Below are 25,894 nucleotides of genomic sequence, written 5' to 3' on the forward strand. Positions count from 1 at the left end.
TCATTGATGGTAATGAAGTTTCTATTTCATATATGGTTAGTTTCTAAATAATCGATTCTAAAAGAATGATTTGGACATCAGTTTTTTCCATTAAACTCCCAAAACTGTTTACTATTTCTTTAAAACCTCAGTTAAGAACTAAAGTTATTGTTTCTGCTTCCCCCAAGCCAAAACTTTAACCCCCTTAGAATAGTGGACTCTATCCGGTTTGCGGTCTTTAAAAAGCCCAGCAAATCTTGGATAGTTCAATTCTAAATGGTCGATGTTAATCGTGTTGATCGGCCATTCCAGATGGTGGATATCAAAGGCATTAATGACGTCTTTAGTATCTTGAAAAAGGGCGTAGCGTTCGGTCAACCATAAATCCAGTTCCGTTTTTTCGGTAGTCTTTTCACCAATGGTGTAGGCGATATGTAGATGGTCATTAAACTCAGAATTTGATGATTTGTATATACCTTCTGGTCGACTCATTTTTGAAAACCGATACGGCAATCCCGAAAGGCTTTTGGCTATTTTACAAGACAAGGAGGTGCCGCCTTCTATACTCAAAAAGTAAACTCCAGCTTTTCCATTGGATCTCACATAGGTTCTTATATTGATTTCGTCAAAGTTGGAAATTGGTGGAAACGCAGGAAGGTATCTCGGTCGAATCTTTTCCATGGTAAAGGCCACCACGGACACCCAAGGCTTGCCGTTAAAAAGGTCAATCTCCAATGCTTGAGGGACAAAGGGTTGAAGTAAGGACAAGTCCACCTGATAATGAAGAAAGATGGCATTGTTCCACTCCTGGTAATAAGCCCAAGGGTTGCTTGGCATGTTCCAAGGGCGATGCGCTGTGGTATGTAAGATCTCCTTTATAGTCATTTTTTAATGAGTTACAACTCTTAAACTACCTCTTTTTTACTTTTATTGAAATTACGATAAAGTCTACTGTCTAGGGAACTATATACAATTCTAAACTAAAAAGATATAGTTCTCATAATCAACAAACAATATAAAACAAAGATTATGAGTAAAAAAGAAACCGTCAACGAGCATGACGAGCTAATCAAGAAAGAGAATGTTTTGATTCTAAGTGGAATGATTTAAAAGTTGAATATGAATGGTAAAAATGTTGAAAAAAAAGACTATCAACAATAAATTGTTATTAAAACTGTTGATAGAATTATATAATCACGAATGTGTAAAAATATTTTTTACTACATTTGTTTCAGTAGAGACCCTGATCGGATTCGAACCGATAATTAATCCCGTGCAAAGGAAGTGCCTTAACCATTTGGCTACAGGGTCTGTAAAAAAATTAAAACCTCCAAATATTGGGGGTTTTTTATGTTGTACTAATATCTATCTGAGCCTCTCTTATTAAGATTGTCTCTACCATATTAGTGAATGTTCTATTGTCTTGCTGAGCCAGATACTGTATTTTTTCAATCACGTCATTTCTAAGGCGGAGTGCCTTTATTGATGTTTTTGTTGAGCTATTTTTTCCTACCATATACCTTAGTTTTAGTTGAGAACTAATTTAACAACATATAGTCTATGTAATACAAAATACATTGTGACATTATTAACAATTTTTCAACAAAATTAAACTAATTGTCACAATTCTCAATAGAATCTATCAATAATTATATAAATATTTGATAATCAATTATATAAATATAATCAAGGTATGAACGAATTTAAATAGAGTATTGAATTTATTAAAAATTTAACGTAACATTTTGCTTGTTTTATCGTTTTTTTGATTAAATTGTTGCATCTTTGCACGCCTAAAAAGAAAACCCTTAATTAAAACAACACAATCAAATAACTAATCTTAAGAAATTAATAACGGTGGGAGAAACAAAAGAAATAATAGGCAGGAATTTAAAAGCTATCCGAGAAAGGATGGGTTTTAGTCAGGATAGTTTGGCTGATGCTCTTGGAATTGCAAGAAGTAATATAGCTAATTTCGAATCTGGACGAAGAATGATACCTCTTGTTCATATTCCTAAGCTTGCTGCGCTCCTTGGGATTAAGCCCAATGACCTTTTAGTAAAGGACGAATCTCAAATAGAATTGAATGAGGTTTTTGCCTTTAAGGCAGATAATATAACCAAAGATGATTTAAAATCTATTTCTGATTTTAAGAAAATAGTTTCTAATTATTTGGAATTAGTGGATAAGAGCAATTTGTAATGAGGGCAAAAGATAGAGAGTTAACATTAGGGCTTATAAAGAAAGCAAGAGAGTTCAAGAAAGACAAGCTTGGACTTTCTTATGATGAACCAATAAATATAAAAGAGGCTCTTCATAAACTCAATGTTTTGGCTGTTTTTAGACCAATGTCGAAAAGTTTTTCGGGAATGGCATTAAAAGTAGATAACCGTAAGTTTATGTTAATCAACAGTGAAAATAGTATAGGGAGACAAAATTTTACTGTATGCCATGAATTATATCATTTATTTATTCAAGAAAACTTTTCCTCAATGATTTGTGATGTAGGTTCATTTAATAAAAGAAAAAATCCAACTGAATTTAAGGCGGATTTTTTTGCTGCGCAGCTTTTGATGCCAAGATTTGGAATAATAGATTTAATACCGCCTGATGAACTAAGAGAGGATCAGATTACTGAATTAACATTATTAAGGATAGAATCCCATTTTAAGTGCTCAAGGAAAGCCTTGTTGCATACTTTAAAGCTAATGAATTTTATAACTGAAAAGTCCTTTGATAAGTTTTTGTTAAATATAGTTCATGGTGCTCAGAAGTATGGCTTTGATACGTATTTATATAAAAAATCTGATGCACAAAGAGTTATTGGAGATTATAACCAACATGCTTGGGCAGCTTATGGGAATAGAAAAATATCTTATACAAAATTAGCTAACTACATGTTGGAAATAGGAATAGATATAGAAGATTCAATTGATGAAAATGTTGCCAGCTTATGATTTTTAATGATGAAGACATTTTTAAGGATATATTAATCGATTGTGATGTCTTTAGACATTTACATTATTTAGGTTATCTGTCGCAGGTGTCTGCATCACTTTCATCGAATTTCATAATGTTGGATGTTGTTGAGGCAGAGTTGACCATTTCGGAAAGGTTTGTTTCAGTGGTAAGCAAATATGTTGAAGAGGGGGTTATATTCAAGCAAAATATGTCAATTAAAGATATAAATATTGTCACAGAGCATTTTAACTTTTTATCTAATAATGTTGGGGCTGGGGAGTCTGCATGTATGAGCGTGGCTCGTTTTAATGATAATGTTATTGGAAGTAGCAACCTTTCAGATATAAGTCGATATTGCTTTCAGCATCAAATCTCTTTTTTAACAACTCTTGATTTACTGTTTATAGCAGTTGAAGGCGGTAAACTTAACATAGGTCAATTCAATGAGGGGGTACAAAACCTTATAGCTGGAAATTATAGAATCCCTAATTATTGTTATGATGATTATAAAAGGGAAAATCCTACATTGTATGAAGTGTATAAACTACTTTTTGAATCTCAGGTTCAACAAGATAGTTAAGTTCATTGAAAAGTAAGAATCTGATTTGATTTTTTGAATAATTCTGCAAGAAGCTCACTCTGGGTATATCGCTGAATTAGTGGCAATAGATAGGCGAATTAGACAACTTACAAATCAAAAAAGGGATTTTCATAATCCGAAATTAAACTTCGCTTATTGGTGTAAACTTCTATATAGCTCCCCCTACTTACAAAGCATTAGTCATTTACAAACGACTACAAACATTTACAAACGAAATTAAATAGTTAACTACCGACTAGTTTTTGCAAACCCACTCATCTTTGCCTTGTTGAATCATCGGAATGTTATGACGATTTAGCATCAAATAAAAAGATCCTGAAACGAGTTCAGGATTACGTATTAACTGTTTAACCCGTCTGCCACAAAAGCAGACATAAAATTTTAGAACACATGAATGCATTAAGAAACAAAGTACAGTTGATTGGCCACCTAGGTAAGGATCCAGAAATCATCAATTTAGAATCGGGCAAGACCCTAGCCAAATTTTCTTTAGCGACCAACGAGAGCTATAAAAATGCGCAAGGTGAAAAAGTCACTGATACCCAATGGCACAACATCATCGCCTGGGGCAAAACTGCTGAGATTATTGAGAAGTTTGTCAATAAGGGCAAGGAAGTAGCGATAGAAGGCAAATTGACCACACGCTCCTGGGAAGATAAAGACGGTATGAAGCGTTATACCACAGAGGTGGTTTGTAATGAGCTATTGATGCTGAGTAAGTAAAACCATAAGATTGCACTGACTTGGAAAATAAGTCGATTAAAGGCCATCTCTTTTTGAGGTGGCTTTTTTTGATACTACTAATTAAGCATTTGATACAAGTGTCTAGACAATAATTTAACGCGCTTAAAACTTTCGTTAGATTTTGAAGTCTATGAGTCTACTATAGATATATAGGATAGAGAGGTCGGTTTTGACAAGTTAACCTAGTTTATAAGTAATACAACAAAATTCAATAATTATTCCACATCTATTCATTAAAATTCATATATTTATGTATTCCCTTAATTAATTTCAAGCAATTTAGATTTTTATCTAAACATCCATCGTAAAGCCGTATTTAAAAATTAAGCAAAATGCATATAAATACTATGCAAAAGCCAAGATCTAAAAGCATAGAGGCCTTATTAGAGAAAATTCAAGGTAGAGTATTTCAAACGGACGAAAATAAGATCAAGAAACCGGATGATATGGTGATTTCGAAAGCCGAATGGCAAAAATTTCTGAATAGAACCAAGGTTGATGACCTGTATTTTGATCTTGATATTATTGATGAATAGCCTCATCTAACACTTAAATTTACAATCCATTATTACTATGCCTTTTAGTCACGAATCGGAACTGAAAAAACTTTCACAGCCTATCCAAAAGTGGATAGCAAAGCAAAAATGGTCACAATTTAGAGATATTCAACGCTATGCTATTGAACAATTAATTGATGCTAACTCTGAAGAAGATCTGGTTTTACATGCCAATACTGCAGGAGGGAAAACCCTAGCTGCATTTTTACCACTATTGAGTAAGATCTATGGCGATGATGGCAATACATCTGATAAAGGCTATGCTATTATATATATAGCACCAACCAGAGCATTGATCAATCAGTTTATTGATATCAATCACGATTTGGGACGTATATGTAGAGCACCCTATCTGAATGATGTGGAAATCAATGGCTGGATGGGGGAAATCCCTGTAGCACAAAAGAACAGATCCTGGGAAAATCCATCAGGGATTCTGATCATAACCCCCGAATCGTTCGAATCTATTCTCATCAGAAAAACAGCCAGTCAGATTGAAAAGGCGTTTAGTAATGTCAAGGCCATTATCATAGACGAGCTGCATTTTTATTTTGATAGCCCCAGGGGTTCTCAACTGATCTCATTATGTACACGAGTAGATCATATCATAAAAAGAAAGGTCATGCGAATCGCGCTTTCCGCAACACTGGGTGATGGTAGTGAGAAGGACATAAAACAGATTCATGATTTCCTGAGGCCACATACGGTCAACACAAGACCTGCTTTTATAGATAAAAGTTTAAAACAGGTATTTAAGATACACCTCAGTACCTCCAGGTTAAAGAAGTATATCAGTCAGGATGAAGCCAATGAAGAGATTAGCAGGGCTCTGGACGAAAGGTTTAAAAAGGTCTGCAATGGACTGATCTTTACAAACTCGCGATCAGATTCCAATATTTTTACACACAAACTTAGAGCACAAAAAGGGAATCTGTTAAGGAAAGACCAGCTAAAAAAATGCATACGGGTCAATGAAGTTGAGCATATAGAACCATTAATCAATGAGCTATGGAATAAAGATCGGGAAGAGCGTCATAGATATTGGTCCCACTTTAGCTCTTTAAATAAAGCAGAACGTGAGGCTTCGGAAAAACGAATGCGCATGGGGCCAGGTGTTTTAGTGGCTACCACTACTCTTGAGCTGGGTATTGATGTGGGTACGGTAAATGATGTTGCACAGATTGGCCCGGGATACTCTGTGGCTTCTATGCGGCAACGCCTGGGGAGAGCCGGAAGAATACTCAGCCAGAATAGCAATCCCAACTTTTACATTTACCTGAAAGAGCTGGAAAATACAGATGAAAAATTACTAGAATCCTTTTACTTCTCTACATTTCAAACCATAGCTCAAATCGTATTGTTGAGGGACGGAAAGTTCGAATCGCCGGAATTCAATACTCTGGACCTCTCCACATTTGTACAACAGTGCCTGTCTTTAGTATATCAGAACAGATTTAATGGTATTACTAAAGATGAATTGTTCGAACAGCTGGTAAAGGAAGGTCCGTTTAGGGATTTTGATAAAAAACTCTTTGGGGCGAAAAACGAGATCACTGTATTTAACGCCATCATCAACAGGTTGAAAAAGAAACACAGCCCTTTATTGGATGAAGATGAGGCAGATGGAGAAATTTTCCTCACGGCACTGGGAAGAGATAAGGTTTTGGGGACAACATTTATGACTGCCTTTACCGTAAGCAGTGAGTATGAACTGAGGTCAGAATCCAAATCCGTAGGTACCATATCAATGAGAAGTAACTATGCCGTTGGTGATATTGTCATCTTTGCTGGTAAGTCCTACGAGATCTTAGGTATAGATCACAGGCGAAGGGTCATCGAAAGCAGGTATAAGGTTACCAAAGGGAGGCCCGCATACTTTTTTGGTAATGCACCTTCACCTTCGGAAGCTGTGATCAATAAGATGAAAACCCTATACAACTATGGCTCATGGACTGCTTTAAAGGCACTGATCAAAGAAACAGTTAACGATTGCGATGCCGCCACACTCAATAATATAGAGACGGGATTTAAGATCTATAAAGCCCAAAAATTTGAATACCGGGGCAGGGCATATAGCCTTCAGGAATTGAATATCGTACAATACGAAAATGATCTGGTATGGTTTCCGTGGGTAGGGCACGATGTGTTGTTTGGACTATCAGCAGTTTTGAGAACTTTTGACAAGATCGTATCTATTATTGGTGCGGTGATCATTATTCAGGATACCAGTATAGATGTGTTCTTAGAAACACTTGAAGCCATTAATGACGAATTTCCCGAAACCGATAAGATGATTTGGAACACCGTTACAGGTCCGGTAGGGAAGTACGACTATTATCTAACACCTTCGTTGTGGCGTAAAGCAAAAAAGACCACTTTACCATCTATAGCGATGCTTAAGCATCATTTTGATCAAATTCATAATGCCATTAAAACGTTTTAAAGAGCTCTTATGAATTTAGAATTACTTAATCAATTGTCACCGGCTTTTTCAGTAAAGCTATTGTATCTGGATAAAGACCTGTCAGAATTAGACGATTACCATTCACAGATATGGAATGCTAAAACCCTGGCTTTGGCCAGAGATATCAATCAGAAAGCACTCGACTTTATCATCAATAATCGGCCGAAGAGCAAGAAATCTTTAATATCTAAAGACGATATGACTATAATCTATTCGGGGCTGATCGATATTGATAATCCGAATGATGAAGATACTTCCATAGCAGTTGATGCCTATGAAACAGCATTAGAAAGTAACAATATTCATAGAAATTACATACATGTTACTGCGATCTCATTAAAAGAGTACAAGGTGGCCAGTTGGGTGAGAGGTAAAGATTTTAGAACATCAGATGTCAGTAAAAATTCAAGCTTTGTTGACCGGATCAATCGTTTGGTGATCCTATGCCTGTATCCGCCTTACCTTTTTATCTTTTCGGACAAAAGCCGATTGGCAGATGCAATAAGGGATGATATTATAGAGAAGTCGAGTGACATCTTAACATTACCTTTCTTTAGCGTTAAAGATACCCTGTTGGAGTATGCCTTTGCCAATGGAGAAGCCTATCAGATATGGATGAAAGGGCTTCACAGGAGTATAGTAAGTAAGCCTGATGCCAAGAATTTAATAGGCCAGGACCTTAGGCAGGCATTAGATCCGTTGGGCGATCAAAGCTTTACCTATACCTCTATTTTATCAAAGCTAGGTGAAAGCAGTACGTCTAATAAGGTTCTCAAAGATTTTTTGAGGCTCCAAAATCGTAAAAGCTTTTCCATAGGATTTTCCAAAGGCAAGAAGAATATTTGGATGACCAAGTGTAGAGACCTGTACGATTTTGTAAATAGGGTACGTTTGTTGGTCAAGCTTCTGACAAATGTAGACCCTCAGTACAGTGCCATGGCCAATTTGAATCAACGTTTGGAAGACCTTAAAGAAATGCGCGAGGGATTGAATTTTCTCAGCATACCAGTATCTACAGCCGAGTTGGAAAATGTGAAAACGCCTTTTGAGATCTCCTACAATTCGGATTTTGCAGAAGTTTTTACAGGCCATAATGAATTGCGGATGGATATGGAAGAATGGATCAGAAATGGGGAACTGGTCTTAAACAAATCGCAAGCCTCTGAGTTCAGTTGGGGTGTGGATGTGATTTTTGACGGACAGCAAGTAGCTGACTTTAATTTATCCATTAAAAAATCGGATGAAGAACGCCTGATGAGTGAAATTCAGGACCTGACCATAGCTGAGGATATCAATGAAGCACTTTATGAAGGGTATGAAATTTTTGAAAGAGTAATCGATTATTTGAGGCACAAGGGACCATTTACGGTTCGTTTTGAAAGCGGGCATGTATTGCAGGGTAACAATCTCTATAAGCCCAATTATAATGATGTATTTTACAATCTAAAAGGTTGGGAGTTTTTTAAACTGAAGGACTGGGACGTTGATAAGGAAAAACCAAAAGATTTTATTAAGGTCTTACAATCAAAGTCCAAAACGGTTAAGAAGATTAATACCAGCAGAAGCCTTTTTAGTTACTTTATAAAGCATGTTGCTGCACTAGTAAGCCCAAGTTCACCGGATGTGGAATGGTATTGCATGTGTCATGATGGCGCCAATGAGATTGCCGATTTTCTATATATAGAACCAAAGAATAGACGTTTGGATTTAATCCATGTCAAGGGCGCCAGTAGCAATTCATCGACCAGAAAAGTATCTATCACAGCTTATGAGGTCGTGTGTCAGCAGGCTGTAAAAAACCTAAGGCATTTCGACCTGGATATTTTGATCAAAGAGCGTTTTGGCAACATCCTAAAAGACCGTGATAAAATTGAGGAAGCCGGATTGTTTATGACCTCATCACAAGCTCCGGATGTTGTGGATGCCAACTGTACGCCTTTTATGAACGGTTTGATCGAAATGCATGAATCCAAATTCCCAATCAGAAATAAAAATGTGGTCGTATTTCAACCCCATATCAGAAAAACATTGTGGGATCAGGAAGAAAAAAAATTCAATACCACTTCGGCTATTGATGATAGCCTTAGGAAAGCGCTAATGTTGTCGACCATCATATACGAAACTCAAATCGCCTGTATAAAACAACACGTTAATTTTAAGATTTGGGGAGATGATGATGAATAAATAAGATATCAAGAATAAAATTAACACAAAAAAAGGTAAAAATCGAATACTTTTTTTAGCTATCTATGTATCCGTTATTTATAATTATTCATTTGAACCAAGTGAAAAGTTGTTTTAGTTGTAATACTTAAAACTATAGATAACCTAACATTACTCTCTATTTCAATACTCAAAGGCATTCTTCTACTAAGGACTTATCAAAATTTTATTGCATAATATAAATTCAAGTATTACAATCTGAGCAATAATTTTATTTCCTCTATTTCATTTTTGACTTAAAAAATATTATTTATTCTTTTTATTGTTGAAGACGTTAATAAAGGCTAGAAAGTAAAATATGGGTCAAAGCACAACATCATCGCCTGGGGCAAAACTGCTGAGATTATTGAGAAGTTTGTCAATAAGGGCAAGGAAGTAGCGATAGAAGGCAAATTGACCACACGCTCCTGGGAAGATAAAACGGTATGAAGCGTTATACCACAGAGGTAGTCTGTAGCGAGCTTTTGATGCTGAGTAAATGAGAATCATTAAATCTAAAAATGAAAAGAGTTGCTTGTCCTGCAGCTCTTTTTTTACAGGTAGCTTTTTCATCTCTTTTATTTTATAAGTGATGAATATATGGTTTGAGTTAAAACCTTTAACTAATTAATTTAATATATTAGGGCTTGATACAACAACGCAACACCCTAATGGTTGACATCGACACACTTGTAAAACAATTTCAGAATAGAGATCAAGTGGCTTTTAAGCAGCTTTATGGGATGTATAGTAAGAGTATACATGGTGTCGTTTACAATATTGTTAAGGATACTGTCATTGCCGAGGAGTTAATGCAAGATGTCTTTATAAAAGCATGGCAAAAAGCAGATACTTATGCTCCTAGTAAAGGACGATTTTTCACATGGATTTTAAACATCGCAAGAAATGCCGCTATAGATAAAACAAGATCTAAGGCATTTAAGCAATCCAGACAAAACTACGATGCCGATAATTTCGTAGATATCATAACAAGCAATGATAACTTAGATCGTAGTACGGATGCGATCGGAATTAGAAAGTTTGTCACTAACCTCGGCCAAAAATGTAAAGAAATCATTGAGCTGCTTTATTTTAAAGGGTTTACCCAAAAAGAAGCATCAGACGAATTGAATATGCCCATTGGCACCATCAAAACAAGAAATAGAAACTGTATTCAACAATTAAGGGATATGGTCTTATAATATGGATATAAAAGCATACATAGCATCTGGTATTTTAGAGCTATACGTAGCCGGCCAACTTTCTGAGAAAGAAAATCAGGAAGTCTATGAACTGATCCAACAATATCCTGAAATTTTACAAGAAGTTTTAGAGATCGAAGCCGCAGTGGTAAAACTGACGGCTTCGGTATCACCACATGCTATAGATTTTGAGTCTTTTAAAGGTAAGCTTGAAGGTACAGACACCAAGGTGGTAGATCTTAAACCTAGAAAACCGAATTGGATTTCCTATACAGGATGGGCCGCTTCTATTTTACTCATTGGGGGCTTATTATGGACCTTGAATACCAAGACCCAACTAGAGGAGGAATTACAAACGGTCTTTACGGAGAAGCAGTACCTCGAAATACAGATTGAGGAGGCTAGGGATAATCTAGCAGCCACTAAAACCTTATTGGATGCCATACGCGATAAGGATATTATTGCTGTACCGTTGGGAGGCCAAGGGGATTACGTATCTTCTTATGCCAAAGTCTACTGGAATAAGGCCGATAACACTATTTATTTGGATGGTGAAGGCTTACCAAATGCACCAGAAGGTAAAGTATGGCAAGTCTGGTCTTTAACCTTAAACCCATTAACACCTACAAGTTTAGGGACGATCGATGACTTCAATACTGATGACAATAAGATTTTTGCCATTGCCAATACCAACGAAAGCCAAGCTTTTGGAATTACTTTAGAACCTGAAGGTGGTAGCGAAAGCCCAACTATGGAACAACTTTACACGCTTGGTGTTGTTAGTAGTACTCCTTAATTATACAAGATATAATTCATCATAAAAAACACCCAGACATTATCGTCTGGGCGTTTCGTCTAACAAAAAAACTCAAAAAACATCATGATGTCTCACGATACCGATGAACTGTAATCGGCAGTTCATCTTTCTTGCTAGCGACCTATCAACTTAACTTAATTTGCTTCCCTTTAAATGTTGACGCCCTAAAAATTATAGGTTATAGTAGCCTAGATAAAAAATGATGTGTTCACGATCACAGAAACAAATTATAAGTCTAAGCGCCTTCTAAAGGCTGATTGAGTTCGTTGAGTACCAAACCTTTAATGTTTTGAGCTTTTACAATGGCTGAAAAACAACTCAACAAAAGCAACATTAAAATAAGTTGCCTTATAATTACAGTTGTTTGATTTTTGGCGCCATGGTAGGTCCGAGTTCATAAAGACTGGCCAACAACTCGCTTTTTAGTTCCTTTACCTTATCGGTTTTGCCTGCTGCTTTATAGATTTCAGCAATATGGTATAACACATCTGGTTCTGAGGTTTGTCCATCGACATAGTTCTCTATAATCGTGTTTGCCATCTCTAAGTCGCCATTTTTAAAGTAACTCCAGGCCAGCAAATCGTAAGACTGTGGGGTTGGTCTGTTTTCAACCTCCAATTGGGCCATCTCCAAAGCATGCTTTGGTAATACGAGTTCATCGGTGTACACCAAAACATTGTAGGTGTTGTACATGGCGCCATAGTGCTTGTTTTTTACAGCATCTTTATAGCGTTCCAAAGCTTCAGTCTTTAAAGCCAAATCATTTTTAAATTCGGCAATGTCCGCTTTTAACAATTCATAATCTGGAGACTTGTAATACGATGAAATATGGTCTAAAATTCTTAGGGCTTCATCGGGGTTATTTTCATACGAGTACAAAATCCAAGCGATACCCTTTTTGGCATAAGCATCGTTTGGATCAAGTTCCAAAGCCTTTAAATAATAACGATAGGACTTTTCGATCTCACCCGCATGCCCATAAAAATCAGCAAGATTGGTGTACGACCATTGCCTGATTCCTTTTAAGTTTGAGGATTCAGCAATCGCTGTGGCTTTTTCCATTTGTACAATGGCATTTTCCAAATGACCATTATGGTCACTCCACTTCGCTAAACGAATCAAGTAATCAAAATCGGATTCATTTTTAATTTGCATTAAGTAGGTCTCAGCGGCCAAATCATTGCCCAATTCCAAATACACATCGAAGAGCATCTTTTGAGTGCCATTTAACTTTTCGCCATTAGCTTCTGCTTCTTTTAACAACGTTAAGGCCTCCTTAAATCGGTGCTGAGAAATATAGTTGGATGCCAAACTTTTGAGATAAGAAGGGAATGTTCTATTGGTCATGTCAATAGCGTGCAAAAGATCTTCTTCTGCCTTAATGAGATAAGACACCGCTCCGGTGGCATTAAAAATTTGGGTGTAAGCGCTAGCGCGTTTTGCTAGGTATGGAAATTGTTCTGGATTATTTTGTAGTTTATTCGTCCAGAGCTGGGCATTAGCTAATAATTCTGATGTATTTAGCGTTGTCGCTAAATAACTGCTATAATCTGATAGTTCTGTAACTTTTGGAGTATTACAACCGAAATATAATAAACCAATAAGTAAAGGGAAAACATACTTGAGTTTCATAATGTTATGGGTTTTTTGTTTTTAGGATAATCCTGAAGTAAGGTAGAAGGTACCTTACTTCAGAATTCGGGATAAGATTTAGTAGATTACCAAGGTGAAGCTAAGTATGGGAATGATGTTAAAAATGCTTTGTCGTTGGCATCGACATGGTCATCGGATAAGCCAGGATTCTCTGTAAAATCCTCTCCACCGAAAATTAAAAGTAATTCCACCGTAATCACATCATCGGCTAAAGCTCTTCCTGTTAAGACATTGGTGCCATCAAAAAAGGTGGTCGTGCCATCTAAAGAAACATTTAAGACATCTGTTGCCAATAGACCGGTAAAGCCAGCGGCATCCAATCCTAAAGCATTGGCATCTCCTGGGTTTCCATACGCTGGACTCAGGGCTTCCAAATTATTTTGAAACATGGTTTGGAAAGCAGCATTTTGCTGTGATGGAATGGTAGTGTTAAAGGCATCTTTCATACCTGAAGACACAAAAACCGTGTTTACTGCCGGACGTCCCATCTGATCTTGTTGCACATAGGTTCCTGAAAAATCCGGTCCTGTAGGATTATTAGTATTATCATCATCATTACTGCAGTTGTATGCAACCATTGACATAATCATAGCCACTGTAAAAAGTTTTACATTATTGAATTTCATGATTTTTTAATTTTGAATTGTTATTGTTTTCTTTTAGATTCTACCCAAGTATTTATTGTTCCTGAACCACCAATCATAGATTTTGGCACTTCAACAACTATGGACAATACATTAGAACCAGCGAAAGTATCGGTACCTGGATCGTTAAAGCTTGATGCATTACCACCTATAATTTGTCCATATTGTGCAAAGTCCATAAAAAAAGGATCATCCCTTGGGCCGGCAAAGGCCATGATTCCGCCTGAAGATTCTACAATAGCAGACTGTCCATATGGCGTGATATCAACATCAACTTGATTGATGGCGTTACTGGCAATGGTGCTGTTCAGTCCTGTTTGACCTGGTGCTGTTGGGCCAAAAACATACATCTTGCCATCCCTTGCTATGGCTTGAATAACCAAATCTTCAACATGGTCCCCTGTATTGTCAATGTTAAACTCAATCAATACATTTTCGTCAAAAGCTGCATTTTGAGTGTCGCTACCAGCTCCTAAAAGCCCTTGTACATTGGCCACAAATGCAATGTTTGAAGTGTTTTCACCTTGAAAGGCATAAAAATCAGTGATATCACTTGTACCACCTTGTACAGCAGGTGCATCGATGTGATCTGCTGCAATTGCAATGAACGAGGCAATACTTAAAAGTGCCGTTGCAATTAAAATTTTGTTTTTTTTCATAATTCTGAGATTTTGTTAATTATTGTGTCTCTATGGCTACCTACGAAAAAATGGTCGGGGTGGTTTTATATTAGTTTTTTTATGTAAAGTGTTAACACGATTTAGAAGAAACAGGATAGGGAAGGTTGGTCAATAATCAGACAGCAAATTGACCATAAACTCCTGGGAAGATAAAGACGGGATAAAGTGTTACACTACTGAAGTGATAGTAGACGAGTTATTGATGTTGAGTAGATAACAATTCTATTTCAGGAGGTTTGTGCCAGACCTACTGAAACATTTGTGAGGGACTTATTATTATGTATTTATAATTAGGTGGCCATTTTGTGCTCAAATATATGCCGAAACCCCAAAAGAATTATTATATGATATAAAAGCTTTTACTGGTGCGATATAATTAACTTGGAAAATTCAAGAATAATAACCATAGCAACAATAACTAGCTTTTTCGAGAATGATTTAAATTTATATTTTTTTACCATAACGTTATTTATTTACCAATCTTCAATTACACGATTACCTTTCAACCAACTCATTTCTACGTCTTCCATAAACCATAAAAAAGCTTCGATATCGGAAACTTGCCAGTCTTCAAACTCCTTTATACTTTGAAATAGACTTTCTGCATTATTTGTATTGGGTTCTGTTAAAAGTTGATTCATCTTATCAATAAGATTCAAGGGCTTTTTAGGACATCTTGTTAGGTATTCGTAAAACCATTTATGATAGGGAAAGAAGATCCGGTTATAAGCAAGTATTAATCGTCCTGCGAAAAGAACAAGTTGTGATGCGGCTCTATGTTTTGTATAAAAATTATTATGCCTTTCAGCTTCTCCCATTAACCAGTTCTGAATAAATGCCATAGAATAAAACGTTTTCAATTTTTCAGTTCTTAAGTTTTCGGGATACTCAACAATTTTATTTACAATGTCTTGAAGACCTTCAATTTTGGAAAAACCAATTATTGCGCTATCAAAGGCAGCTCTTGTAGGTTCATTTCCTTTGTTTAGGACTTGATGAAGAAATTCCTCATTTATTATTTTTCCATCAACAAATCCATTGGGATAGTTGGTTAAATCTTTTCTATTGATGAATAAATCATTTGTCTGTAATCTCTTAGCATATTCTTCATCAGTAGCTATCATAATAAAATCAACATCAGAATCTGTACGAGCACACCCTTTTGCCACAGAACCTCCAATAATTAATGCCTTAAATCGAGGGTCTTTTTTATATTCTTTAACTAAACTATTGATGCCGTTCTGATGATGGGGTCTTATATTATGTTTCATACTAAATTGCTTTAATCATTATTTTTTTGTTTGGTGTAACCCAGCTGTTCAAACAACGTAGCTGATTGCTTAAGGTATCTAGGTTTATTTGTTTCCTCTAACCAAGCTTTTCCAACATTTTCATTATTATATAACTTTGAATCTCCCCAATCTTCTATGCCGTCAATTCTCAAACGATTCCAATCTTCATTAATAAAAGCAATAGCCTTAATATTTCTACTGTAACAGAATGAAAAGAAATCTACGAACCACTTATCCCATATGTCTTTATCATTTGAATTGATACCTAAAACAGGATTTGACTCCGCTATCATAACAGGTTTCTTTATAGTTTTTGCAAAGTCGAGTACCACATTTGTTTCTTTATGATTAAAGATATCATCATAAGGTTGAAAAAAAACTGAAATGCCCACCCAATCAACATAGTCATCTCCTGGATACCATTCTGATAATGGATAACTTTTGTAGGTAGGTGCAGCATAAGAGTGCCATACGTAAGCTACATTTTTCACACCTTCTGATCGCATTAAATCAACAATATGCTTGTAAGCTGCTACATATTCAGATGGCTCAAACTCATTGTGAGGGCCATCGAACTCATAACCTAGTCTTAAATAAATTGGCTTATTAATACTTTTAGCCCAATCACTGTATTTTTTTATAATATGATCATATTCTCCATTTATTGTTTTTTTTGCAACTCCCCATTTACCAACCATCCACATAGCGCTATGCATAACCATATTGTCAAATTTACTGGCTAAAAAACCATGATATTGTGTATCGCCAGATATAGTAGTCCATTTACTTGAGAACCCTGCAAATTCTGTTACTGCCCAATAAGCAGACCATCCACCAGGATAGTTTTTATAATTGGTGAAAGCACGATAATCATTTATGTTGGTTAAAGACTGACCTAAAATTAATAACGTTTTATCTTCGGTCGGTACATATTTGGTTTTTTCATATTGATAGATATATTCAGAATTAATTGTAGTGTCAATTTTAGAAATCATTTTATGAATAGTTTGTTCATTTTTTCTAACATTATTAGAAATCGTATTGGCACAATTTTGAAAGCTCACACTTAATAGTATTGTTAACATGAATAAACTCATCAGTTTTAGACTTAATTTAGGATAATCCTTTGAATTATTTTTATTGCAATTATTAAGCTTCATTAGGCGATTTTTTAATATATCGAAATTAAAAAAAGTAATACTCTAGGATTTGGTGTAGTTAAATAAAAAAGTCCTAAAACTAAGAATGAGACAAAAATTAATGTAGTTGTATATAATTCGGCAATTACACCAATTTAAACTACTCTGAAAGTATTTTAAGAGCAAATTCTAGAACTTCATCTTTTTGTTTTTTGATACCATTTATAGTTTTATTTACAGTATGATCGGGAACGACGCCCACGCCATGAAATCTTTCTCCATCTTGATCTAATACCTTAACACCTGTCCAAGGAATAGATATATTACCGTAAAGAAAAATTGAATTGGTATTTCCTGTAGATCCTGCTGTACGAGAGCCAACAATTTGTGCCAGATTGTAATGAGAAACAATATTTAAAAAAGTCTCAGCATAGCTAATAGCACTGGCATCTGTGATAAAAATCTTTTTAGAAGGAATATAAGGTTCTAAGGGCGCTAGTTGATATGACTCTGTTTTTACATATTTGACTTTTTCTTGGTTCGGATATGAAATTTGAGCTGATATAGAAGATATAGGAAGAAGGGTGTCTTTTGTAAAATGACGAACAATTTCCATAGTTTTCCATTGTGGATACCCTCTTAAATCAAAAATGAGACCATTGGATTTAGAAATTTCATTAAGATTATTTTTAATAAAATCCCAGGATGTTCTCGTTAAGTCGATATATTTAATCCCCTTCTTTATTTCAAAATATGATTCGCTTGTAGTCTTTTCTTTTAACTTTTCAAAGTCATCCTCTGAAAGCGTTTTTGTAAAAGAAAATACGCTGCTATCTTCCTTTAAGATGATGGAAATAGTATCATCTTTTTTTCCTTGTAAAGCTTCATAGGTACCTTTGTAATATTGTCTTTCATCGTTAGCTCCTGAAGATTGTTGCATAATGTAAGTCCAAAAATCTGAAGCATCTTTACCATTAATTGATTTTATAACTTGACCAGGATGAACGGATTTTATAGTATCGCTAACTGCTGTAATAACCATTTGTTTTTCTATCCATTCAAAAGAAAAAGGAGGATAGTAATCAGGCTCATTCGTGTAGACTCCTATATGACTATCTCTAAGTTTTGTTACCATTCTTTTTAGTGTTAGAATGTGATCTCTTTTGTTCTTATCGGTATTATTTCTTTTAATTGCAATACTCAGTTCTTTATCCCAATCCACATCTACAATGTCAAAATAAGGGTAGAAGTGTTGAAAGACATTCCAGACTTTTATAATATTAGCTAATCGTACATTTGCATTATCAAGAAGTAATTCTGATGATGTTATTGATTTTAGTTCATCTGTCAGGTTTATCCAAGCTTTATTCGATTTCATAGCCTCTTTCGAAGACAATACAAGGGGGAAAGTAACACTTGTGTTTTGCGATAATTTCTTTGTTATTATTTTCGGATTGGGTAAAACCGGTGAGTAAAGAGGGTCTATAAGTTCTTGATTACCCATGTTTCTGCTAATTGAAAGAAAACCATTGCTACTTTGATTGTCATTTGTAATCTCAAACTTTTGATTTGGGCCAAACGTTTTCCAATGCTCCTTTAGTTTTACATTAGAAAAGTTTTCTTCTATGATGGTTTGTGATATCTTATCATCTTCAACAGTCGTAAGCCTTATGTCATCAATACTCATATGGCCTGTTTGTCCAACAGAATAAACATAAAGTACGGCTCTCTCTATATTTGTAGGAATCTTAGTTTTAACTTTAACCGTTACCCATTGTCCACGCGTTCCTTCAAAAGTTTTACTGGTGATTTCTTTCCATTGCTGATCTTTTTGCTTTATTCTCAATCTTAAAAAAGCTGCGCCTAGGTAACGTGGGCCAATCTTGATTTTTGCTTGAGCAACAACTTCTTTTGATTGTATTTGAGATACGTCTAAATTACGCCATACAGCACTAAAGTCATTTGAACTATTAGGAAGTACCAAGGCATTTCTATTGATTCTAGCACTTTTATAATTGGGGCCAATTTTCCCTTCTCCATTACCAATATGTTGCCAATAGATGGCATTTTTTGAGTTTAGACTATCTATATACGGATATTCTATTTGTTTTTTTGAGAACGAAATAAATGGCGTCCACTGAAAAAGGTCACTTACTTCTAGTTCTTCTTTTTTTTCGAGAAGTTGTTTGCATGCATAAACGCCGAATAAATCCCAATCTAAAGAGGCAGCTTCGTCACTTGGATAAAAGTATTTCGCGTACCCATATGTTTTAGCAAAATCTACAATTTGTTTTGTTTGACGATCTTCAGATGTCTCACAACTTAACGTTATTAGAAAAAGACTTAACCAAATGATTTTTTGACTTGTTTGAAAAAGATATTTTAAACGATTCATTTTATTTTCTGATATAAATTTTAGCAAGAAGAAATAGCTTTCTGTTGTTTAACTATTTCTGTTAAAATGGCATTCGCTCGTTCAGTAATACTGAGCCAAATAAATACTGGTAGAACGTTTAATGTAAAATGCGTTTTAATGCATTTTTACATAGTGTTGACAATAGTTTTTTGTTTATTTAATTAGTAAAGCGGCAGTTGTTTGGTCAATGAAAAAAATTCCATCAAACTGATTGGGAATAACAAATCTTGGCCAAAAACTATAATCAAAGCTTACATGATTTGCGAATCTCACCGGAACAGGTTTATCTAACCATATTTCACTGTTGTTTAATGGCAAGTATAAATTGGGTTTATTTATTTCAATAGCAATTTGATGCAGTACTTCTTCGATGGTACCTTCCGGGCTTTCGAATAGTGGACTTTCTATCAATTCTTTGTACGAATAGGTTTTGAAGGCACTATATGTCCCCGTAAAGGTGGATAGACCAAAGGACTTGAAGTCCTCCTTGTATTTTTTTGCAAGAAAAGACCCCATTGATTTACCACTATGCATGTTGTATTCGTTTACTGGACACTCTCCCCGTGAAATATGAACGTCGTGTGCCCATACAATCACTTTACCTTTTGGTTGAATATTTTCCAAATACCAAGATAAGTTCTCTGCCATGGCTTCATCTCGATATAGCATCTGTCCATTGTGTAATCCTTCCTGAAAAAACTGTACAATAAGTTTAACGTATTGAATACCATATAGAACTTTATTTCTTTCTTGGTTCGTTTTGGTTTGCGCCAGCCAGTTTTCTTTCTTTGCGCTTATTCTATCAAAGATCACTCGAGCATCGTCAATCCAACCTTGTTTCTGAAGTGTATCTTGCACGAAAAATATATTTTTTGCATGCGCTCTTAACTTGGTAAGCGAGGGCTCTATTTCATCAAATAAATCGGCATCTTGAATTTTCAAGAAATTTTCCAAACTTTCGATTGAGGGGTTTACATCTTGAATATCAAATCCAATGAATGAGACCATATCATCAGGGTTCTTCTGATTGAATTCTTTTAACCATTCTATCATGTCGACAACTTCTTGCCTCGCCCATACACCAAACATTCCAGACATACTTTTTATAGTATCTCCTTCGCCTGATTTGATGTACTCATCTACCTGCCTCACAATCAGCTGATGATCTTCAATAGCAAACACTCTGAATCCCATCTCTTCAACAGCAAACTGTAAAAGTTTATGCTTTAGTGTGAAGAACTCGTGTGTGCCATGGGTTGATTCTCCAAGTGCTACTATTCGACTATTTCCTATCGCCTCTTTAAAAAATTGAAGTTCATTAATATCTTCTGAGAATAATTCTTTTTTGGGCAAAGCGGATCCAAAACTATGAACTTGCTTTCTGAACCAGTTTTTTTCATCTTTGGTGAAAGCCTTTTCTACTCTAAGTTCTCTGGTCGATATTCCGTCAACCAATAATTCCAGATCATCAACCCAAAGCGCTCCTTCTCCGTTGAAATTAACTAATGCATAAACCAGTTTTGCATTATTAGGAATCTTCATGGAGACAGAGAGTGACGTCCAATCAAATGATCCAGTAAATTTTTCGCTAGATGCTTCTTTTGTGAGATAATCACTCCCCGCGGAATCTTCGTATGCGTAACTAATGGAAATACTACCCTCTTTTTTTAGGTCTTTCCCTTTAATATACGCATTTAGTTGAATATCTTTTCCCCTTAAATCAAAGACTTCCATGGCGTATCGGTATGACTCCGATTCGCATTTGTCTTTACACATGGCACTCAAACTGTAGTTGCCATCTTTTATAGTTGTACTATCAATCCTAAATTGTGATGTGCTCCAAATGGTTGACTCCCAGCCCCAAGGTCTTTGTTCCTCTACACTTTTCTTTTCAAAAGAAAAGTTCAAGGGTTGCTGAGCAATTATTACTTCTGTCAAAAAGGAAAACATGACTAAAAAAAATAGAGCTGTACGTATCATAAGATTGCTTTCTTAATTATTGCAAACATGTTTTATTAATTAATCATAGATTTTTACTGTGTTAGCCAATTGCGAATGCATTTCAAACGGTTAAATAGTTTGTTATTTTAGATAAAGTTATCCTTTGTAATATATTCATTAAAAAAAGGGTTGTCCCAAAATAATTTATGGGATGAATAATTGAGAATAAGACTAAGCATACATTGAGAATTTCCCTAGAAGAAAGATTTTTTTGAGTTTGTTTTCTTAACAAGCCTAAATTTATTGTCTTAGTTTGACTTAAATCTTCTCGATACTTTTCTTAAACTGATTAGGTGTGATTCCTTCTATATCTTTAAAAACCCTAAAAAAGGTAGATTTAGAATTAAAACCACATTCTTTTGCAAGCCCTACCAAATCATAATTCGTTATCTTATTTTTTCTAACAATTAACTTAAATTCCTCTACTCTTAAAAGATTTAAATAATCCTTAAATACAGGGTATTCTTTAATGCGAATATATTCCGTTAACTCCCTTTTTGTAATGTTGCAAATTTGTGTAAACTTTTGCACGTTTAATTTGGAGTCTTTAAATAATTTCTCACCAATTAATTGATCCTGGATGATATTTTCAATTTGCTGAAAACTTTTATTTAGTGAATTATCCCCATTCAAATTGAGCTTTTTTGTCGCATCTATTTTGTGAAGCTTGATTTTATTATTTGCATGCCTTAGTTCATTTAAGCACTGAATACAAGTTATAAGAAACCAAAGCGCAATTGATGGTCCTAATACATATGGTATTCCAACCTCAGATGGTGTTTGCGGAAACGAATAACATTTTATTCCTATTAAAGCTAATGCAATCATTACAGCCGAAATTGACCATATTTTTCCAAAGAATTTACTCTTAAACATGACTGATGCAAACAATAACATAGCCAATGCGGTAAGTACGTCTATACTAAACTGTAAACTCAGTTGAAGAGAATCTATAGTTTTTATTAAGGTGTTTAAAAATTCAATGTTATCCAATTTTGAAACTTCACTTTGGTAAACTTCTAAGTAACCGTTAAATGTTAATTGGGCATTAAACATTACCATATACATTATGCCAACCACAAAAATAAATATCGCCGCAATTTTAGTAAGAATACTTTCTTTATTTAAGCTTATTAACTTGTGAATGGCTATTCCAGTTAAAGAGAACGATATACCAAATAAACTAGCAAAAAGAAAATTTAAATAAATAGGGAGCTTAACTATTATTAATAGTAGAAAAATTAAATTACTTATAATTCCTGCAAAGCTCCCTATTTTAATCCATTGATAGGATACATTTCTTGAATGTTTCATAATATTAAACCTAATATGTATTTGTATTAGGTTAGGCTCCTTTACCAAACATGATAAGAATGATTTCAACGGGTTCATCAAAGTCATTCCACCATTTATGATGTACATTAGCCGGAATGAAAACGGTGTTCCCCTCTGATACCGTGATTGGCTCGCCATCAACAATGCCTTCAGCTTTTCCACTAATTACCACACCCATCATAGGAAAAGGCATCGCTTGTTCTCTAGCATCCTCACGTACCCTTTCGCCAGGTAAAATATTGTACCATAACGTACGAAGCCCTTTTTCATAATAGAAAATTGTTGCACTACCACCATGAGCCCTACGGGTAGCATCAGGCCTAAATGGGATAACTTCTGGAAAACCCTTTGTCCAAAAATGAAATGAAAAAGCATTTAGTTTACCATCTTCTTCTTCAGTTGGTTTAAATCCTTCCATTTCATAGACATCAAGTGGTGCATAGTCAGTTGAAAATGCTTTTGCTTGTGCAGTAAGGGCATTCATCTCTCCATTGTATATTGCTCTTAATGCTGAAACTTCTGCCCTATAAACATAAGTTGCAGCTTTTGGCAGGCCTTCTTCTAATAGAACTTCCCATTTTTTTTCGCCTACTTCTTTTCCTGTTATAGTAACCGTCCATTCACTATTAATTTCTGGCACTTTAATACCCACAATACGTTTTTCTGTGGCATGTCTATCACTTTTAAAATCCTGCACATAAGATTTTATGATAGATTCGACTTCTTTTTTTAATTCAACCGAATTTTCTTCAATTATTTCAGCTTGAGTTTTAAAATTCCTAGGTCCTTGTGCAAATGTATATATTGAGAATACACTTGCTAAAATTGTGTAAATTACTGTTTTTGTTTTCATGATTTTTTATGTTTTTATTTTGTCCAATAGCTTTTATTGAACAACACAAAGGAATTTTAAAAACCATGAAAAAACTTATGTTTTGTCTGTATTGTTGGGAACTTGCAGGTTTTAGTTGCGAATTTGCGTCATTTTAAAAATTTGTTTCATGTAATTGCTTGAAACAGGTATTTCGTCTTCATAATTAACGAGTTGAACACTTGCATTTCTAGTCTTAGAATTTTTAATTTTTACATAATTAATATTTATCAAATATTGTCTATGACACTTGAAAATCGGTGATAAAGGATTAACCAATTGATCCTCTATATTTTTTAAACTGCAACGAAATAATATTTTCTTTCTCTCATTACCAGTAAATAAATGAATATCTACATAATTATTATCACTTTTGATATAAAGAATTTCATTAATATTCAACTCCAAAGAGTTTCCATTTGAGGCTACAATTTTATAGACTTCATTAGACGCTATAAGGGTGAAGCTTTTAGAATTAACATAACTATAAATCCCTAAAACAAAAAAAGTAACAATGAGTCCTATTCCAGTTATTCTACCTATAACATTAATGTATTCTGAAAAAGTAAAATCATTAAAACTCGACAAGAAACTTTTGTAAAGAAACATAACGCCGCTTACAAAAAATATAATCAATGTATACCATAAGAGTCCCTTACCTATGTTCCAATTTTTAAAAAACCGTTTTAAAAGATAAGGAATGATAAATTCTATAAAATATATGGATGAGGAAAATACCAAACCCATACTTAAAATTATAAAGTCATAATACCATAAACCTCCTGAATAAATATTAAAGGGCTTAAAAATGATTATAAATAAACTACCTATTATACCTATTAAAAATATGTTGAGAAGATTCTTTAAGTTGGCTTTTGGTCTGGGTAAGGGTGTCTTTAAATATTTAATCATTCCTCTAATTTAATTTTTTTCTTTTGACTAATCCAATTTGAATCAATGATTAAAACAAATGAATAATAGTGGCTATGATAATCCAAAATTAAATTTTGTAATTGTCTTCAATAAGCTTACAAATAAGGATGAATAAAAGCATAATCAAAGCAGGTAAAGGTAAATGACGGTTTAAAAAAGTCTCAAATATTACTATGGGACAAAATCACTGAGTACTAATCCTTAAATTATTCACATTAATCAAGACGTTCTATACTTTTTTTGAACTGATTTGGTGTCACTCCTTCTATGTCTTTGAATACCCGAAAGAAAGTTGATTTGGAATTGAAGCCACATTCTTTAGCAAGTCCAACCAAGTTGTAATTTTTTAATTCATTCCCTCTTACTAGGGACTTAAATTCATCAACCCTTAAGCGATTTATATAATCATTAAAAACAGCGCTTTCTTTAACTCTTAGATACTCCATCAATTCTTTTTTCGAAATATTCAATATTTGAGCACATTTTTCGACATTCAATTTAGAGTCTTTGAACATTTTGTCGTTAATCAGTTGTGCTTGAATAATTTCGGTTATATCGGCTATACGATTATTAAGATCGTGATTAAATGAAATATCCCGTGGGGAAAAGAGTTTTTTAAAAATATGTGATTCACTCAGAGCATATAAGAACAACACGTAGCCTAGAAGGTAGAAATATGAAAAAGCAATTGGTATAAACTCCCCGATTAAAACTGCAAAATTTCCTAAAGTAAAATAGCTTTTATGATTAAAACTTGCGGATAGAGACTGTTCGTTTACTAAAGTTGTAAATACTTTCCATATTGGCATTTGTAGTAAAAAGAAATACAAGGAATAAAATAGGAACATAACTTTTTTATAAGCTCTTGGTAATAATCCCCTTTTAATTCTATTTCGTAATTCATATCTCGTTACAAAAAAATAGTAACTGAATACTATAAAAATTGTTATTTGAGATAAAGAGAATATCCATTTTTTATAAGAATTGTATGCGTCTTTTAGAATAAACTCAAACAACAATACTGTTAAAAAGTATACTAATGGAATCCCGAGATGCTTTAGAGTAAATTTATTAGAAATTGTCTTTCTATGAGAAATGTAAAATAGATATAATAAAGGTGCTACAAAAATTGATTTTCCAGGTCCTATAAAAAGAAAATATAATCCGTTGTTCTCCCACAGTTCTTGATAAACATTTTGGAAAAACCATAAGCCCAAAATTAGGCATAAGAACGCCAGTATAATTCTCGTGTTGTCAGAACTAAAGACAAAGTGAATAACGGCTACAAGAATTAATTGTAGACCAAGTAAAAATTTAATTCCGTCTAAGAAAGTGTCTATAACATTATGATTTTGCGTAAAAATAGAAATAACATCCATTTATATTAATCATTAAGAATTCCA

General features: G+C 34.4%; 21 protein-coding genes, 1 tRNA gene and 1 pseudogene. 10 read left to right on the plus strand and 13 right to left on the minus strand.

The genetic code is table 11. From position 1 onward, the window contains the following. Nucleotides 1-144 precede the first annotated feature (144 nt). Nucleotides 145-864 (minus strand): YqjF family protein, encoded by a 720-nt coding sequence (locus ACO052_RS04395; protein WP_422106801.1) that lies wholly within the window; start codon nt 862-864, stop codon nt 145-147. Between the two features lie 353 nt (nt 865-1,217). Further along, nucleotides 1,218-1,290: transfer RNA gene (locus tag ACO052_RS04400), tRNA-Ala, on the minus strand. A 546-nt stretch (nt 1,291-1,836) separates the two neighbouring features. On the opposite strand from ACO052_RS04400, the gene ACO052_RS04405 reads away from it, so the two are divergent. The 10 genes and pseudogenes from ACO052_RS04405 (at nt 1,837) to ACO052_RS04450 (ending at nt 11,506) form a co-directional block, all read left to right on the plus strand. Beyond that, nucleotides 1,837-2,181 (plus strand): helix-turn-helix domain-containing protein, encoded by a 345-nt coding sequence (locus tag ACO052_RS04405; RefSeq protein WP_422106802.1) that lies wholly within the window; start codon nt 1,837-1,839, stop codon nt 2,179-2,181. After that, nucleotides 2,181-2,936, plus strand: a complete 756-nt coding sequence (locus tag ACO052_RS04410) for an ImmA/IrrE family metallo-endopeptidase (RefSeq protein WP_422106803.1) — start codon at nt 2,181-2,183, stop codon at nt 2,934-2,936. Before ACO052_RS04405 ends, ACO052_RS04410 begins: the two co-directional genes overlap by 1 nt. Beyond that, nucleotides 2,933-3,520 carry a hypothetical protein gene (locus tag ACO052_RS04415; protein WP_422106804.1) on the plus strand — a complete coding sequence of 196 codons (588 nt, stop codon included), beginning with the start codon at nt 2,933-2,935 and terminating at the stop codon, nt 3,518-3,520. The genes ACO052_RS04410 and ACO052_RS04415 overlap by 4 nt, the downstream gene beginning before the upstream one ends. Before the next feature lie 411 nt (nt 3,521-3,931). Then, nucleotides 3,932-4,264, plus strand: coding sequence for a single-stranded DNA-binding protein (locus ACO052_RS04420; protein WP_422106805.1), 333 nt, complete (start codon nt 3,932-3,934; stop codon nt 4,262-4,264). A gap of 368 nt (nt 4,265-4,632) precedes the next feature. After that, complete coding sequence (locus ACO052_RS04425; RefSeq protein WP_422106806.1) at nt 4,633-4,821, plus strand: hypothetical protein; 189 nt, start codon at nt 4,633-4,635, stop codon at nt 4,819-4,821. Nucleotides 4,822-4,858: 37 nt separating this feature from the next. Next, nucleotides 4,859-7,285 carry a DEAD/DEAH box helicase gene (locus ACO052_RS04430; RefSeq protein ID WP_422106807.1) on the plus strand — a complete coding sequence of 809 codons (2,427 nt, stop codon included), beginning with the start codon at nt 4,859-4,861 and terminating at the stop codon, nt 7,283-7,285. A gap of 9 nt (nt 7,286-7,294) precedes the next feature. Beyond that, nucleotides 7,295-9,490 (plus strand): hypothetical protein, encoded by a 2,196-nt coding sequence (locus tag ACO052_RS04435; RefSeq protein ID WP_422106808.1) that lies wholly within the window; start codon nt 7,295-7,297, stop codon nt 9,488-9,490. A 348-nt stretch (nt 9,491-9,838) separates the two neighbouring features. Then, nucleotides 9,839-10,011 (plus strand): annotated as a pseudogene (locus ACO052_RS04440) (single-stranded DNA-binding protein); the annotation flags it as partial. Nucleotides 10,012-10,179: 168 nt separating this feature from the next. Further along, nucleotides 10,180-10,710, plus strand: a complete 531-nt coding sequence (locus ACO052_RS04445) for an RNA polymerase sigma factor (RefSeq protein WP_422108042.1) — start codon at nt 10,180-10,182, stop codon at nt 10,708-10,710. 1 nt (nt 10,711) lies between these two features. Then, complete coding sequence (locus tag ACO052_RS04450; protein WP_422106809.1) at nt 10,712-11,506, plus strand: anti-sigma factor; 795 nt, start codon at nt 10,712-10,714, stop codon at nt 11,504-11,506. A 375-nt stretch (nt 11,507-11,881) separates the two neighbouring features. Here the strand turns inward: ACO052_RS04450 and ACO052_RS04455 are convergent, their stop codons facing one another. The 11 genes from ACO052_RS04455 to ACO052_RS04505 all read right to left on the minus strand — a co-directional run bounded on the left by ACO052_RS04455 (nt 11,882) and on the right by ACO052_RS04505 (nt 25,870). After that, on the minus strand, nt 11,882-13,159 hold the full coding sequence (locus ACO052_RS04455) for a tetratricopeptide repeat protein (RefSeq protein WP_422106810.1): 1,278 nt from the start codon (nt 13,157-13,159) through the stop codon (nt 11,882-11,884). 86 nt (nt 13,160-13,245) lie between these two features. Continuing rightward, a complete protein-coding gene (locus ACO052_RS04460; protein ID WP_422108043.1) occupies nt 13,246-13,758 on the minus strand; it encodes a DUF4331 family protein in 513 nt (170 codons plus the stop codon). 68 nt (nt 13,759-13,826) lie between these two features. Next, nucleotides 13,827-14,483, minus strand: a complete 657-nt coding sequence (locus ACO052_RS04465) for a DUF4331 family protein (protein WP_422106811.1) — start codon at nt 14,481-14,483, stop codon at nt 13,827-13,829. Nucleotides 14,484-14,977: 494 nt separating this feature from the next. Beyond that, nucleotides 14,978-15,775, minus strand: a complete 798-nt coding sequence (locus ACO052_RS04470) for a nucleotidyltransferase domain-containing protein (protein ID WP_422106812.1) — start codon at nt 15,773-15,775, stop codon at nt 14,978-14,980. Between the two features lie 11 nt (nt 15,776-15,786). Continuing rightward, a complete protein-coding gene (locus tag ACO052_RS04475) occupies nt 15,787-16,956 on the minus strand; it encodes a glycoside hydrolase family 26 protein (protein ID WP_422106813.1) in 1,170 nt (389 codons plus the stop codon). 139 nt (nt 16,957-17,095) lie between these two features. Then, nucleotides 17,096-19,330 carry a S41 family peptidase gene (locus ACO052_RS04480; protein ID WP_422106814.1) on the minus strand — a complete coding sequence of 745 codons (2,235 nt, stop codon included), beginning with the start codon at nt 19,328-19,330 and terminating at the stop codon, nt 17,096-17,098. A 174-nt stretch (nt 19,331-19,504) separates the two neighbouring features. Continuing rightward, entirely contained in the window at nt 19,505-21,289 is a 1,785-nt protein-coding gene (locus tag ACO052_RS04485; RefSeq protein WP_422106815.1) for an erythromycin esterase family protein, read from the minus strand. 321 nt (nt 21,290-21,610) lie between these two features. Further along, the gene (locus tag ACO052_RS04490) at nt 21,611-22,666 is read right to left on the minus strand and encodes a helix-turn-helix domain-containing protein (RefSeq protein ID WP_422106816.1); all 1,056 of its coding nucleotides are present in this window, start codon (nt 22,664-22,666) and stop codon (nt 21,611-21,613) included. A 31-nt stretch (nt 22,667-22,697) separates the two neighbouring features. Beyond that, complete coding sequence (locus ACO052_RS04495) at nt 22,698-23,540, minus strand: cupin domain-containing protein (RefSeq protein ID WP_422106817.1); 843 nt, start codon at nt 23,538-23,540, stop codon at nt 22,698-22,700. Between the two features lie 111 nt (nt 23,541-23,651). Beyond that, entirely contained in the window at nt 23,652-24,470 is an 819-nt protein-coding gene (locus ACO052_RS04500) for a LytR/AlgR family response regulator transcription factor (RefSeq protein ID WP_422106818.1), read from the minus strand. Nucleotides 24,471-24,706: 236 nt separating this feature from the next. Continuing rightward, on the minus strand, nt 24,707-25,870 hold the full coding sequence (locus ACO052_RS04505; RefSeq protein WP_422106819.1) for a helix-turn-helix domain-containing protein: 1,164 nt from the start codon (nt 25,868-25,870) through the stop codon (nt 24,707-24,709). Between the last annotated feature and the right edge of the window lie 24 nt (nt 25,871-25,894).

It is taken from the genome of Winogradskyella sp. (genome assembly GCF_965228925.1).
Taxonomy (GTDB): Bacteria; Bacteroidota; Bacteroidia; order Flavobacteriales; family Flavobacteriaceae; genus Winogradskyella.

What these genes read in the sequence shown, in the direction of transcription:
- ACO052_RS04395 (WP_422106801.1), bottom strand. Translation starts at nt 864, where the DNA reads ATGACTATAAAGGAGATCTTACATACCACAGCGCATCGCCCTTGGAAC.
- ACO052_RS04410 (WP_422106803.1), top strand. Translation starts at nt 2,181, where the DNA reads ATGAGGGCAAAAGATAGAGAGTTAACATTAGGGCTTATAAAGAAAGCA.
- ACO052_RS04415 (WP_422106804.1), top strand. Translation starts at nt 2,933, where the DNA reads ATGATTTTTAATGATGAAGACATTTTTAAGGATATATTAATCGATTGT.
- ACO052_RS04420 (WP_422106805.1), top strand. Translation starts at nt 3,932, where the DNA reads ATGAATGCATTAAGAAACAAAGTACAGTTGATTGGCCACCTAGGTAAG.
- ACO052_RS04425 (WP_422106806.1), top strand. Translation starts at nt 4,633, where the DNA reads ATGCAAAAGCCAAGATCTAAAAGCATAGAGGCCTTATTAGAGAAAATT.
- ACO052_RS04430 (WP_422106807.1), top strand. Translation starts at nt 4,859, where the DNA reads ATGCCTTTTAGTCACGAATCGGAACTGAAAAAACTTTCACAGCCTATC.
- ACO052_RS04435 (WP_422106808.1), top strand. Translation starts at nt 7,295, where the DNA reads ATGAATTTAGAATTACTTAATCAATTGTCACCGGCTTTTTCAGTAAAG.
- ACO052_RS04445 (WP_422108042.1), top strand. Translation starts at nt 10,180, where the DNA reads ATGGTTGACATCGACACACTTGTAAAACAATTTCAGAATAGAGATCAA.
- ACO052_RS04450 (WP_422106809.1), top strand. Translation starts at nt 10,712, where the DNA reads ATGGATATAAAAGCATACATAGCATCTGGTATTTTAGAGCTATACGTA.
- ACO052_RS04455 (WP_422106810.1), bottom strand. Translation starts at nt 13,159, where the DNA reads ATGAAACTCAAGTATGTTTTCCCTTTACTTATTGGTTTATTATATTTC.
- ACO052_RS04460 (WP_422108043.1), bottom strand. Translation starts at nt 13,758, where the DNA reads ATGGTTGCATACAACTGCAGTAATGATGATGATAATACTAATAATCCT.
- ACO052_RS04465 (WP_422106811.1), bottom strand. Translation starts at nt 14,483, where the DNA reads ATGAAAAAAAACAAAATTTTAATTGCAACGGCACTTTTAAGTATTGCC.
- ACO052_RS04470 (WP_422106812.1), bottom strand. Translation starts at nt 15,775, where the DNA reads ATGAAACATAATATAAGACCCCATCATCAGAACGGCATCAATAGTTTA.
- ACO052_RS04475 (WP_422106813.1), bottom strand. Translation starts at nt 16,956, where the DNA reads ATGAAGCTTAATAATTGCAATAAAAATAATTCAAAGGATTATCCTAAA.
- ACO052_RS04480 (WP_422106814.1), bottom strand. Translation starts at nt 19,330, where the DNA reads ATGAATCGTTTAAAATATCTTTTTCAAACAAGTCAAAAAATCATTTGG.
- ACO052_RS04490 (WP_422106816.1), bottom strand. Translation starts at nt 22,666, where the DNA reads ATGAAACATTCAAGAAATGTATCCTATCAATGGATTAAAATAGGGAGC.
- ACO052_RS04495 (WP_422106817.1), bottom strand. Translation starts at nt 23,540, where the DNA reads ATGAAAACAAAAACAGTAATTTACACAATTTTAGCAAGTGTATTCTCA.
- ACO052_RS04500 (WP_422106818.1), bottom strand. Translation starts at nt 24,470, where the DNA reads ATGATTAAATATTTAAAGACACCCTTACCCAGACCAAAAGCCAACTTA.
- ACO052_RS04505 (WP_422106819.1), bottom strand. Translation starts at nt 25,870, where the DNA reads ATGGATGTTATTTCTATTTTTACGCAAAATCATAATGTTATAGACACT.